The sequence below is a fragment of the Flavobacterium sp. KACC 22761 genome (genome assembly GCF_034058155.1).
Taxonomy (GTDB): Bacteria; Bacteroidota; Bacteroidia; order Flavobacteriales; family Flavobacteriaceae; genus Flavobacterium.
Window position 1 is genome coordinate 2,973,452 of the sequence record NZ_CP139148.1, and the last position, 13,066, is coordinate 2,986,517.

General features: G+C 34.3%; 10 protein-coding genes. 3 read left to right on the forward strand and 7 right to left on the reverse strand.

Annotated features, from left to right (window positions below; genetic code table 11):
• Positions 1-139 precede the first annotated feature (139 nt).
• The 3 genes from gyrB (at position 140) to secDF (ending at position 6,328) form a co-directional block, all read left to right on the forward strand.
• Positions 140-2,080 carry a DNA topoisomerase (ATP-hydrolyzing) subunit B gene (gene gyrB / locus SCB73_RS12885; RefSeq protein ID WP_320566632.1) on the forward strand — a complete coding sequence of 647 codons (1,941 nt, stop codon included), beginning with the start codon at positions 140-142 and terminating at the stop codon, positions 2,078-2,080.
• Positions 2,081-2,192: 112 nt separating this feature from the next.
• On the forward strand, positions 2,193-3,128 hold the full coding sequence (mdh, locus tag SCB73_RS12890; RefSeq protein WP_132988579.1) for a malate dehydrogenase: 936 nt from the start codon (positions 2,193-2,195) through the stop codon (positions 3,126-3,128).
• A gap of 227 nt (positions 3,129-3,355) precedes the next feature.
• The gene (gene secDF / locus SCB73_RS12895) at positions 3,356-6,328 is read left to right on the forward strand and encodes a protein translocase subunit SecDF (RefSeq protein ID WP_320566633.1); all 2,973 of its coding nucleotides are present in this window, start codon (positions 3,356-3,358) and stop codon (positions 6,326-6,328) included.
• A gap of 461 nt (positions 6,329-6,789) precedes the next feature.
• Here the strand turns inward: secDF and lgt are convergent, their stop codons facing one another.
• From lgt to SCB73_RS12930, 7 genes are all read right to left on the reverse strand, one after another.
• Entirely contained in the window at positions 6,790-7,722 is a 933-nt protein-coding gene (gene lgt / locus SCB73_RS12900) for a prolipoprotein diacylglyceryl transferase (protein WP_320566634.1), read from the reverse strand.
• Between the two features lie 66 nt (positions 7,723-7,788).
• Positions 7,789-8,028 (reverse strand): membrane protein insertion efficiency factor YidD, encoded by a 240-nt coding sequence (yidD, locus tag SCB73_RS12905; protein ID WP_035649040.1) that lies wholly within the window; start codon positions 8,026-8,028, stop codon positions 7,789-7,791.
• A gap of 20 nt (positions 8,029-8,048) precedes the next feature.
• Positions 8,049-9,527 (reverse strand): cysteine--tRNA ligase, encoded by a 1,479-nt coding sequence (gene cysS / locus SCB73_RS12910; protein WP_320566635.1) that lies wholly within the window; start codon positions 9,525-9,527, stop codon positions 8,049-8,051.
• 55 nt (positions 9,528-9,582) lie between these two features.
• Positions 9,583-9,972: a four helix bundle protein gene (locus tag SCB73_RS12915; RefSeq protein WP_320566636.1), complete on the reverse strand. Its 390-nt coding sequence runs from the start codon at positions 9,970-9,972 to the stop codon at positions 9,583-9,585.
• Positions 9,973-10,009: 37 nt separating this feature from the next.
• Positions 10,010-10,681 (reverse strand): GTP cyclohydrolase I FolE, encoded by a 672-nt coding sequence (gene folE / locus SCB73_RS12920; RefSeq protein ID WP_320566637.1) that lies wholly within the window; start codon positions 10,679-10,681, stop codon positions 10,010-10,012.
• A gap of 168 nt (positions 10,682-10,849) precedes the next feature.
• Positions 10,850-11,602, reverse strand: coding sequence for a hypothetical protein (locus tag SCB73_RS12925; RefSeq protein ID WP_320566638.1), 753 nt, complete (start codon positions 11,600-11,602; stop codon positions 10,850-10,852).
• Between the two features lie 153 nt (positions 11,603-11,755).
• Positions 11,756-12,952, reverse strand: coding sequence for a pyridoxal phosphate-dependent aminotransferase (locus SCB73_RS12930; protein WP_320566639.1), 1,197 nt, complete (start codon positions 12,950-12,952; stop codon positions 11,756-11,758).
• Positions 12,953-13,066: the final 114 nt, after the last annotated feature.

Here is a 13,066-nt window from a genome sequence, read left to right on the forward strand (position 1 = left end):
TTTTGTCCCGATTTTTTGATTTTTCAGACAATTGTGTTAATAACTTAAGCGCTTTAAATGGGATTTTAACGGATATATAGTTTGCGTTTTTATATATTTGCGTGTTAGACAATAATTACATTTTTTTAGAATAAATTATATGAGCGAAGAAATCAAGAAGAACAATTATTCAGCAGATAGTATTCAGGCATTAGAAGGAATGGAGCACGTAAGAATGCGTCCATCTATGTATATTGGAGATGTAGGGGTTCGAGGGCTACATCATTTGGTTTATGAAGTTGTTGATAACTCTATTGATGAGGCCATGGGAGGATATTGTGATACAATTAGTGTTGCAATCAATGAAGACGGTTCAGTAACAGTTGAAGATAACGGTCGTGGTATTCCAGTTGATTTACATAAAAAAGAAGGAGTTTCAGCACTTGAAGTTGTAATGACTAAAATTGGTGCTGGAGGTAAATTCGATAAAGATTCTTATAAAGTTTCTGGAGGTCTTCACGGAGTTGGGGTTTCGGTTGTAAATGCACTTTCAGTCCATATGAAATCTACTGTTTTTAGAGAAGGAAAAATCTACGAACAAGAATATGAAAGAGGAAAGGCTTTATATCCTGTAAAGCAAATTGGAGAAACAGAGAAAAGGGGAACACGCCAGACTTTCTTTCCTGATGATACTATTTTTCAGCAGACTACAGAGTTTTCATACGATACGCTTTCAGCTCGTATGCGTGAGCTTTCTTTTTTAAATAAAGGGATTACTATAACGTTTACCGATAAAAGAGAAGTTAATGAAAAAGGGGAATTCAGAAGTGAAGTTTTTCATTCTGACGAAGGTCTTAAGGAATATATCCGTTATTTAGATGGAAACCGTGAGCCAATTATTTCTCACGTAATTAGCATGGATCACGAAAAAGGTGAAATTCCAGTTGAGGTAGCCTTGATTTACAATACAAGTTATACTGAGAATATTTTCTCTTATGTAAATAACATCAATACACACGAAGGAGGTACGCATTTACAAGGTTTTAGAAGTGGTTTGACAAGAACACTTAAAAAATATGCCGATGCTTCTGGAATGTTGGATAAATTGAAGTTTGAAATTTCGGGAGATGACTTCCGTGAAGGATTGACGGCTATTATTTCGGTAAAAGTTGCGGAACCTCAATTCGAAGGACAAACAAAAACTAAACTTGGAAACAGAGAAGTAGTTTCTCCGGTTTCTCAAGCGGTTGGAGAAATGCTTGAAAATTATTTGGAAGAAAATCCAAATGATGCAAAAATAATTATCCAGAAAGTAATTTTAGCAGCTCAGGCACGTCACGCGGCGAAAAAAGCACGTGAAATGGTGCAGCGTAAAACTGTTATGGGCGGTGGTGGATTGCCAGGAAAATTATCTGATTGTTCAGAACAAGATCCAGCAAGATGTGAGGTTTACCTTGTCGAGGGAGATTCGGCTGGTGGAACAGCAAAACAAGGACGTGATCGTAATTTTCAAGCCATTTTGCCGTTACGTGGTAAAATCTTGAACGTCGAAAAAGCGATGCATCATAAAGTATTCGAAAACGAAGAGATTAGAAATATTTTTACGGCTTTAGGAGTAACTGTAGGAACTGCAGAAGATAGTAAAGCGCTAAATCTGGAAAAACTAAGATATCATAAGGTAATCATCATGTGTGATGCCGATGTCGATGGTAGCCACATTTCTACCTTAATATTAACGTTCTTCTTCCGTTTCATGAAAGAATTAATTGAAGAAGGTCACGTTTACATTGCAGCGCCACCTTTGTATTTGGTTAAAAAAGGAAACAAGAAGGAATATGCGTGGAATGACGTTCAGCGCGATCAAGCAAACGAAAGAATGGGAGGAAGTGCCAACATTCAACGTTATAAAGGTCTTGGAGAGATGAATGCGGAGCAATTATGGGAAACTACAATGGATCCAAATTTCAGAACTTTACGTCAAGTGAATATTGAAAGTCTTGCTGAAGCTGATCAGGTTTTCTCTATGTTAATGGGGGATGAAGTGCCACCTCGTAGAGAGTTTATCGAGAAAAATGCAGTTTATGCAAATATTGACGCATAAAATAAAAAATTAATAATTTCAATTCGTTTAATTGTTTAAATTTACTAGACAATTAAACGAATTGTCTTTTTAAGGAATAGACAAATATTAATAACCGATAAAGTAAAAAAATATGAAAGTTACCATTGTAGGAGCAGGAAATGTTGGAGCTACCTGTGCAGATGTTATTTCTTATAGAGGAATTGCAAGCGAAGTAGTACTGTTGGATATTAAAGAAGGTTTTGCCGAGGGTAAAGCGTTGGATATTATGCAATGTGCCACAAATACAGGTTTTAATACCAAAGTTTCAGGTGTTACTAACGATTATTCTAAAACTGCAGGAAGTGATGTAGTAGTGATTACATCAGGAATTCCAAGAAAACCAGGAATGACAAGAGAAGAATTGATTGGCATTAATGCGGGAATTGTGAAAACAGTTGCTGAAAATGTACTTAAATATTCTCCTAACACTATAATTGTTGTTGTTTCAAATCCGATGGATACAATGACGTATTTGGCTTTAAAAGCGACAGGCTTGCCAAAAAACAGAATAATCGGAATGGGAGGGGCGTTAGACAGTTCTCGTTTTAGAACGTATCTTTCACTAGCGCTGGATAAACCTGCAAATGATATTTCGGCGATGGTAATTGGAGGGCACGGTGATACCACTATGATTCCGTTAACTCGTTTGGCATCTTATAATGGAATACCAGTTTCGCAATTTCTTTCAGAAGAAGTGCTTCAAAAAGTAGCGGCTGATACTATGGTTGGCGGAGCGACTCTAACAGGTTTGTTAGGAACTTCGGCTTGGTATGCGCCTGGAGCGTCTGTAGCTTACTTGGTAGATAGTATTTTAAACGATCAGAAAAAAATGATTGCGTGCTCTGTTTTTGTAGAAGGCGAGTACGGACAAAACGATATTTGCATAGGGGTGCCTTGTATAATTGGTAAAAACGGGGTCGAAGAAATTGTTGATATTAATTTAAATGAGCAAGAAAAGGCGCTATTTGCTAAAAGTGCAGATGCAGTTCGTAGCATGAATGATGCCTTAAAGACGATATTAGTATAATAAAAACGATAAAAAAAAGAAAAGGCTGCACTTTTGCAGTCTTTTTTTTGAGATTTAATTAATAAATTAATTGGTTAATATTTTCGTTAATTATATATTTGCTCGGTTTAAAAAAAAATTGGTAATTCGTGATCTCGTATTTTTGTTTTAAAAAATCATGTCAGGGCTTATTTTATCAGGATTTAAAACAAAAACAAATAATAAAACTTAATTAATTTTTAGTAATAATGCAGAATAAAGGACTTATTAAATTTTTCGCAATTCTATTTGCATTGGTAAGTATTTACCAACTTTCTTTCACTTTTGTGGCAAATAATGTCAAAGGTGAGGCTAAAGCTTTTGCAGGAGATAATCCTGATAAAGAGCTAAAATATTTAGATTCTATTGGTAAAGAGAAAGTATTTGATCTTGGTTTTACTGATTTTACTTATAATGAAGTAAAAAACAAGCAACTTAATAAAGGTCTTGACTTAGAAGGAGGAATCAACGTAATTCTTCAAATTTCTATTAAAGACGTTTTGAAAGGTTTAGCAAACAACTCTAAAAATCCAGTATTTAATAAATCATTAGCTGATGCAACTGCGAACTTAGAAGGAAATAAAACCTATTTAAATAAGTTTTTTGAAGCTTTTGAAGCAAATTCAAATGGAACTGTGAAATTGGCTTCGCCAGATATTTTTGCAAACAGAAGTTTACAAGGAGAAGGCGGGATTGATTTTCAAATGACTGATGCGCAAGCTCAAAAAGTAATTAAAAGAAAAGTTGACGAGTCTGTAGAAAGTGCTTATAAAGTATTAAGAGAGCGTATCGACAAATTTGGTGTAACACAACCAAACATCCAAAAATTAGGAGAAACAGGAAGAATTTTAGTTGAGCTTCCAGGTGCTAAGGATGTTGATAGAATCAAAAAATTATTGGGTGGAAAAGCACAATTAGAGTTCTGGGAAGCTTTCAAAATTGAAGAAATCGGAAACTTCTTGGTAGCTTCTAATGAGGCTTTGAAAAAGACTGAAATCAAAAAAACAGAAACTAAAGCTGTTGCTAAAGATTCATTGAATGCTTTATTGACTGATGCTAAAGATTCTGTAGATACAAAAAAAGGAAACAATCCATTATTTGACAAAATGATTGGTCAAGGTGGTGGACCAGTTTTAGGATATTTTGCTCCAAAAGATACTGCTACTGTTAACGCATATTTCAAAAGATCAGATATTAGAGTTTTATTGGGTGCTGACCAACATTATGCAAAATTTGTTTGGAGTAAACCAACTACTTTAAAAGATGCTAAAGGAAAAGAAGTTGAAGCTGTTGAATTATATGCTTTAAAAGGAAACAGAGACAATGCACCAGCTATGAGCGGTGGTGTTGTAACTGATGCAAAAGATACTTTTGACCAATTAGGAAAACCAGCTGTTTCTATGCAAATGAACAGCCAAGGTGCTAAAGTTTGGGAAGAATTGACAGGAAGAGCTTTCTCTCAAAAAGGATATATCGCTATTGTATTAGATGATATCGTTTATTCTGCCCCAGGTGTTACTAGCGGACCAATCGCTGGAGGAAGATCTGAAATTACAGGATCTTTTGATGTTGCTGAAACTAAAGATTTAGCGAACGTATTAAATGCAGGTAAATTACCAGCTTCTGCAGATATTATTCAATCAACTGTTGTTGGTCCATCTTTGGGTCAGGCTGCTATTGATGCAGGAACAATTTCTTCTGTATTAGGTTTCTTATTAGTTTGCGTTTGGATGGTATTCTATTATGGTAAAGCGGGTTGGTATGCAAACCTTGCATTATTATTGAACTTACTATTCTTATTCGGAATTATGGCAAGTTTTGGTTTCGTATTAACGTTACCAGGTATTGCAGGTATCGTATTAACATTAGGTACTGCGGTAGATGCGAACATTATTATCTATGAAAGAGCGAAAGAGGAATTGCGTGAAGGAAAATCATTATCTGAGGCAGTTACTGCTTCTTATGGATGGCATGGTGCAATGCGTTCTATTATTGATGCTAACGTTACTCACGTTTTAACTGGAGCTATCTTATTCATCTTTGGAACAGGACCAATTAAAGGTTTTGCCTTGACATTGTTAATCGGTATTGTGACTTCATTGTTTACATCGATCTTTATTGCTAGAATTTTTATTGACAGAAATATCGCTGGAAAAGCTGATTTGACTTTCTGTACAAACATTACTAAAAACTGGTTTACTAATTTCCACTTTGACTTTATCAAAATCAAAAAATTCACTTATATCTTCTCTTCAATTGTTGTTGTAGTAAGTTTAGTTTCTATCTTCTTCGTTAACGGATTAGATGAAGGTGTTGATTTTGTTGGAGGTAGAACTTTCCAAGTTAAATTTGAAAAGCCAATTGATGCAACTGCAGTTTCGGATGAATTATCTGCAGCTTTCGGAACTCCGGTTGAAGCTAAAGTTTTAGGTGATGATGATCAATTGAAAATCACAACTAAATATAAAATTAAAGAAGATGGTGTTGCTATCGATGAGGAAGTAAACCAAAAATTATACGCTGGATTACAGAAATATTTCCCAAATACTACTTACGATAAATTCATCAACTCTTTTGATGGTAAAAAAGTAGGGGTATTGCAAGCTTCTAAAGTTGGAGCTTCGATTTCTGAGGATATCAAAACGAACTCTTACTGGGCGGTTCTTGGTGCAATGGCAGTTATTTTCTTATACTTAATGGTTTCTTTCCGTAAATGGCAATATTCATTAGGTGCGATTGCAGCGGTTGCGCACGACGTAATCTTTGTATTAGGAATCTACTCTTTATGCTATAAATTCATGCCTTTCCACATGGAAATGGATCAGCACTTCATTGCTGCGATTCTAACAGTAATTGGTTACTCTATGAACGATACTGTAATTGTATTTGATAGAATTAGAGAGTTTATCATTGGAAACCGTAAAGGAACTTTTGAAGATATCGTAAACGCTTCGATTAATACTACATTATCAAGAACATTGAATACTTCATTAATGATGATTATCGTATTGTTGACAATGTTCATCTTCGGTGGTGAGTCAATTAGAGGATTTATCTTCGCTATGTTGATCGGTATTATTGTAGGTACTTACTCTTCATTATTTATTGCTACACCAGTATTGGTGGATACAATTTCAAGTGATGATAAGCATTCAATTGAAGACAAACACAATAAGGCTTAATTAAAACCTTATTTTTAAATAGAAAAAGATCCAGTGAAAACTGGATCTTTTTTTTGTGCCATAATAATATTTGAGTCTTTTGTTTTTAAGTAGAATTGTATCTGTAAGTTTAGATTAAAATACCGCTAAAAGAGATTTGTTTTTCTTCATTTCCAGTTTAAATTGGATTTGATCAAGGGTTTAAATTTGGTTTGGCGGAAAGAACTTTTGAAAACAAATACTTCTTGTCTAGCCCCGATGGAAGTGGTATCCTTTTTCCTGCTTCTTTAGCAGGGAAAAGATATAGCGGACAGCGGGACGTTGTTTCTTTTGAAAGAATAAATTTCTGCTTCTGATAATTCGATAAGTTGAAGAAGTTGGTCGGATTTGATATGAATGTAATTTTTTAATGAGGAATTCTTAAAGCAAAAAAAAAGCCCAATATTTTTAAATATTGGGCTTTTTTGTAATTATTTGATTTTTTAAGATGTTGCTAAAGGATTTCTTTGTGCTCTAATGATAAAGAAAAGACCGATTATGATAAATGGTATGCTTAACCATTGTCCTGTTGAGAATAGGCCTAATTCGCTCTCAAAACCGCCTTGGCTTTCTTTTACAAACTCAACGATAAAACGTACAACAAATAAAAGTACTAAAAACAACCCGAAAAGGTAGCCAGATTTAAGTCTTGCATTTGTTTTCCAGTATAAGAAGTATAAAATTGCAAATACAAAAATGTAGCAAAATGCTTCGTATAATTGAGTTGGGTGTTTAGCTGGGACTTGAGCTAATAAATCAGCAAATTTTGGGTCGTGCGCGATTGCGTTGTAAGCTTCTTTTGGATTTGTAATTCCAGTTTTTTGTACAGCATCATTTTTGCTAAATGTATCGTGCAAAAAACGAATTCCGAAAGCAGATGTTGTTTCGTGTCCGATAATTTCTGAATTGAAGAAATTTCCAAGACGTACGAAAATTGCACCGCTAGCAACCGGAATAACAACACGATCTAAAATCCATAATAATGGACGTTTTAAAATCATTTTGCTATAGAAATACATTGCAACGATAATTGAGATTGCTGCGCCATGACTTGCTAAACCTTGGTAGCCTGTGAATTCAAATTTTGGTTCAAATCGGAAAGGAAGAATGATTTCTAATAAATGATTTCTGAAATATTCCCAATCGTAAAAGAAAACATGTCCTAAACGCGCGCCGGCTAAAGTAGCAAGAACCGTCCAAACAAATAAAGAATCCAATTTGTCAAGCGATTCGTTTTCGCGTTCGAAAATCTTTTTCATTAGGTACCATCCTAAACCAAAGGCAATTACGAACATTAAACTATAATAGCGAATCATAAAAAATCCTAAATCGATTCCTTCTGAAGGATTCCAAACCATGTTTAAGGCGTGTGTCATGTAATATTGTGTTTTGTATTAATTGTAAAAATAAATATTTAAAGCAGAGTTCCTCTTTATAAAAAGTTAATGTTTGTGTGAACATTTCTTTTCTGGAACGGGATCATAACCGGTTCTTCCCCAAGGATGACAGCTCAAAATACGCTTCATTCCGAGATAACCTCCATAAAATAATCCGTGTTTTTGAAGAGCTTCGATCATGTAGCTGGAACATGTTGGCTCAAATCGGCATGACGCTGGTGTAAAGGGCGAAATGGCGGTTTGATAAAAGCGCACTAATAAAACAAATGGAGTGATGGCTTTCATGGGTTTATGAAATGACTTTTTTAAATAGAAAAGCTGGTGCCTTCTTTTCCGTCTTTCAATTGAATTCCTAAGGCAATCAATTGATCACGGATTTGGTCTGAAAGCGCAAAGTTTTTATCTGCTCTGGCTTGATTTCTCATTGCGATAAGCATGTTTACAACGCCTTCTAGTTTATCGTTATTGCTGTCAGAAGCTTTTTCGTCGCTTAGGCCTAAAACATCAAAAACAAAAGCATTGATTGCAGTTGTAAAGGTTTTTAGATCTTCGGCAGAAATAGTTTCTTTTCCATCTTTCAATAAATTAATATAACGAACGCCTTCAAATAAATGAGCAATTAAAATTGGCGTATTGAAGTCGTCATTCATGGCATCGTAGCATAATTGTTTCCATGCTCCGAAGTCAATAGAGCTTGAATTTCCTGCAGCAATATTTGGCAATGCATCAAGCGCTTCCATTAATCTTTTGTATCCTTTTTCCGCGGCAGTAATGGCATCATCAGAGAAATCCAAAATGCTTCTATAATGTGCTTGCAACATGAAAAAACGAGTTACTGAAGCTGAAAATGCTTTGCTCAAAATGGTGTTGTCTCCGCTTAAAATTTCTCCTGGCAAAATATTATTTCCAGTAGATTTTGCCATTTTCTTTCCGTTTAGGGTAAGCATGTTGGCATGCATCCAGTAATTTACCGGAGATTGTCCTGTGCAAGCTTCATTTTGTGCAATTTCGCATTCGTGGTGAGGGAATTTTAAATCCATTCCGCCTCCATGAATGTCAAAATGATTTCCTAGGTATTTAGTGCTCATTGCGGTACATTCTAAGTGCCAGCCTGGAAAACCGTCGCTCCAAGGTGAAGGCCATCTCATGATATGTTCTGGTTCAGCTTTTTTCCAAAGTGCGAAATCCTGAGGGTTTCTCTTGTCAGATTGTCCGTCTAGATCGCGTGTGTTGGCAAGCATATCCTCAATATTTCGGCCACTTAAAATTCCGTAATTATTGGTTTCATTGTATTTTACAACATCAAAATAAACTGATCCGTTGGCAACATAGCCAATTCCTTTATCAATAATTTTTTTGATGATTTCGATTTGCTCAATAATATGTCCAGTTGCTGTTGGTTCAATACTTGGCGGCAAAAAGTTGAAAGCTTTTAGAATGTCATGAAAATCGACCGTATAGCGCTGTACCACTTCCATAGGTTCTAATTGCTCTAAACGTGCTTTTTTAGCAATTTTATCTTCACCTTCATCAACATCATCTACAATATGTCCTACGTCGGTAATATTTCGAACGTAACGAACTTTATAATCCAAATGAAGAAAGTATCTGAAAATTACATCAAAAGACATAAAAGTTCTCACATTTCCTAAGTGAACATTGCTATATACTGTTGGTCCACAAACATACATTCCAACATTTCCTTCATGGATTGGTTTGAAATCTTCTTTTTCACCCGAAAGTGAATTGTATATTTTTAGGGGCTGACTGCTATATAGTGGCATATTTTTTTAATGTTTGTTGTTTATTGTTTTTGGTTTATTGTTTTGGCCGAAAATGCTATTTGAATTTAAGTCCTTTTATTTCGCAATTATTTAAATAGTTCATCATTGCTCCAATTTTATTTTTAACCAATTCTATGCTTTCGTTTAATTTCAAGTGTTGTTCTTCACTGATCAATTTTTTGTCAAATGCTCTGTATGATTGTGATTTTACTTCTCCGGCAGAACCCTTCGCAATACTTAAAAAATTGATAAATTCTCTGTTTCCATTTCGTTCAAAACCTTCAGCAATATTATCCATGATAGAACCTGAACTTCTGTCAATTTGATCTTTAAGTGAATAGTTTGTTTTTAAGTTTGTATTTTGAATAAGGAATTCAATTTGTTGGCAAATTGTTCTTGCTAATCTCCAAATTTCTAAATCTTCGAATTTTTCTATTTTCGCCATGTCAACAACAAACTATTAACCAAAAACAATAAACTTTTTAAAATTGAGTGTCTAGTTTGATATAATCTAAGAATTCTCTTTTCGTTTGAGGGTCTTTGAATTTTCCGCCGAATTCAGATGTTACTGTACTGCTTTCGATATCTTTAATTCCGCGAGAGTTTACGCAAAGGTGTTTTGCATCAATAACGCAAGCCACATCTTCTGTTCCTAAAGCTTTTTGAAGTTCTTGAACAATCTGCATTGTTAAACGCTCCTGTACCTGAGGTCTTTTTGCATAATACTCCACGATACGGTTCATTTTTGATAAACCAATCACGCGTCCGCTGGAGATATAAGCTACGTGAGCACGTCCAATGATTGGCAATAAATGATGTTCACAAGTAGAATAAACAGTAATGTTTTTTTCTACCAACATTTCTCCGTATTTGTAATTGTTGTCAAAAGTTGAGGCTTTTGGCTGTTTTGCAGGGTTTAAACCGCCAAAAATTTCTTTTACAAACATTTTAGCAACTCGGTTTGGAGTTCCTTTTATGCTGTCGTCTGTTAAATCCATTCCAAGAGTCTGCAGAATGCTTTCAACATCTTTTTTAATTTTCTCTATTTTTTCTTCATCAGTGATATCAAAAGCATCCGCTCTAAGAGGGTTTTTTGCATTACTGCTGAAATGATTGTCACCTATTTCGTCTAAAAAATCTTCGTTGTTTATCATTAAAAACTACTATTATAATGGGTATATCTTTTTAAGGCGGTAAAGATAATTAATAAATGGGAAACCTTTTCTATGGTTTTTACTATTTAATTGCTACTTTTTGGATATAATCTAAATTAATGCGGTTTAAATGTATTTTGGTCCAACGTTTTTCTCTATACATTTTTATTAATTGAAAAAAACGGCATAAGTACGTATGAAATCAATTGAGAAATCTGCAAATGCAAATTTGTGGTTCTCGGTGTTTTCTCCAGTAGGGAATTTTTTCATAGACTGATATTTGGTTATTTCACTTTCTGGATTTGTAAATCCGTAATTATAAGCAGTGGCATAAAATCTAATTTTTTCTTGAGTGTTTTTGAAACCCATATTTTGATATTTATACTCAGCCACAAACCAGAATATTTTTAAATATCGCAATTGCCATTGAAAATTTTCTAAGCGAGTTATTCTTTCTTTTCGTGCTTCTTTTTCATTTTTATTTTGGATGATAATCCAATGAAAAGATTTTAGACTTTCGGTGCTAGCAATGTAATTTTCTAAGTTTTCTAAAAAAGAAGGTTTCATTTGAAAGTAACCCGTTGAGAAATCAGATGCTTCTTTTCCGTTATTTACATATAAAACTCTGTTTGAGGTGGTTTCTAAATAATCAGAATAAGAATCATATCTAATAATTTCTGGAAACGCAATAGATAAAATTTGTGCTTTTTCGGTTGTATTGAGTTCTATGTCAATGAATTTCTTTTTCTTTTTTAATAACGAAAAAGCACGATTCATTTCTTTACGATAATATCCGATGCCTTCGCTTTTGAAATTAAAAGCAAATAGGATTTTAGAATTAGTATTTGCATCTGTACTATTTTTATTTGTAGCAGATGTGGGTATTAGAAATAGAAATAATATTGCAATTAACTTTTTCATGTTAAAAGTCTTTAATTCTATGTCTAAATTACTAATAAACTGAGTATTATAAAGGCTGTCTCGGAAGTTATTTTTTAAAAAAAACATTGCAAAAAAAAATCTGTTTCAACATATATGTCAAAACAGATTTTAGATTAAGTTAGTTCAGTTTTTTTATCTTTTATTGTAAACTAAAAGTGCTTCTTTTAAAATATTTACAGCAGCAATCAAGTCTTTTTTGTTTAAAACATAAGCAATTCGTACTTGATTAAGCCCCATTCCTGGTGTGGAATAGAATCCTTTTGCAGGAGCAACCATAACAGTTTCTCCATTTAAATCGTAGCTTTCCAGAAGCCATTGCGCAAAATCATCTGAATCAGCGATTGGCAATTGTGCGATGCAGTAAAATGCACCTTTTGGTTTGGTAACAATTACACCTTCAATTTTATTCAATTCAGCAATTAAAGTATCACGGCGCTCTTTGTATTCGCCAATTACTTCGTCAAAATAGCTCTGAGGCGTGTCTATTGCCGCTTCACAAGCAATCTGTTCAATAGTTGGCGGACTCAAACGCGCTTGTGCAAATTTCATTACAGTTGCTAAAACATCTTTATTTTTAGTAACCAAACAGCCAATTCTCGCGCCACACATACTGTAACGTTTTGAAACAGAATCGACCATAATTACGTTTTGCTGTACATCTTCTAAATTCATAACAGAAAAATGTACATCAACACCGTCGTATAAAAATTCGCGATAAACTTCATCGGCAATTAAATACAAATCGTGTTTTTTAATTAGATGAGCCAGCTGTTTAATTTCAGTTTCAGAATATAAATATCCAGTCGGATTTCCAGGATTGCAAATCAGAATGGCTTTTGTTCTTGGTGTAATCAGTTTTTCAACTTCTTCAATGCTTGGCAATGCAAATGCAGTTTCAATTGTAGAAACAAGTGGAACTACAGTCGCGCTTGTAGACGAAGCGAATGCGTGATAATTAGCATAAAAAGGTTCCGGGATAATGATTTCATCTCCAGGATCTGTAATTGTGGCCAGTGCAAAAAGTAAGGCTTCAGAACCACCAGTTGTAACAATGATGTCTTCTGTGTTAACGTTTACATTTTGGCGCTGGTAAAAATGAGCTAATTTTTTTCTATAGCTTTCATATCCGGCAGACGGACTGTATTCTATAATACTCAAATCAATATTTTTTACCGCCTCGATGGCCACTTCCGGTGTCTTGATATCCGGTTGACCAATGTTTAAGTGATACACCTTGTGTCCTTTTTTCTTTGCTAAATCAGCAAAAGGAGCCAGCTTGCGTATCGGAGATTCGGGCATGTTTCTTCCCTTGTGTGAAATTGTTGGCATGAGTATAAATTATTGAAGTGCAAATTTGCATATTTTTTTCGAATTTAACGTAAACATTATGGGGTGTTATGGAAATGTAACAATTATCAATATTTTTATTAATTTTATATTAAA

Excerpts from the sequence above, each read along its gene's own strand:
- gyrB (WP_320566632.1), top strand. The coding sequence starts at position 140 with ATGAGCGAAGAAATCAAGAAGAACAATTATTCAGCAGATAGTATTCAG.
- mdh (WP_132988579.1), top strand. The coding sequence starts at position 2,193 with ATGAAAGTTACCATTGTAGGAGCAGGAAATGTTGGAGCTACCTGTGCA.
- secDF (WP_320566633.1), top strand. The coding sequence starts at position 3,356 with ATGCAGAATAAAGGACTTATTAAATTTTTCGCAATTCTATTTGCATTG.
- lgt (WP_320566634.1), bottom strand. The coding sequence starts at position 7,722 with ATGACACACGCCTTAAACATGGTTTGGAATCCTTCAGAAGGAATCGAT.
- yidD (WP_035649040.1), bottom strand. The coding sequence starts at position 8,028 with ATGAAAGCCATCACTCCATTTGTTTTATTAGTGCGCTTTTATCAAACC.
- cysS (WP_320566635.1), bottom strand. The coding sequence starts at position 9,527 with ATGCCACTATATAGCAGTCAGCCCCTAAAAATATACAATTCACTTTCG.
- SCB73_RS12915 (WP_320566636.1), bottom strand. The coding sequence starts at position 9,972 with ATGGCGAAAATAGAAAAATTCGAAGATTTAGAAATTTGGAGATTAGCA.
- folE (WP_320566637.1), bottom strand. The coding sequence starts at position 10,681 with ATGATAAACAACGAAGATTTTTTAGACGAAATAGGTGACAATCATTTC.
- SCB73_RS12925 (WP_320566638.1), bottom strand. The coding sequence starts at position 11,602 with ATGAAAAAGTTAATTGCAATATTATTTCTATTTCTAATACCCACATCT.
- SCB73_RS12930 (WP_320566639.1), bottom strand. The coding sequence starts at position 12,952 with ATGCCAACAATTTCACACAAGGGAAGAAACATGCCCGAATCTCCGATA.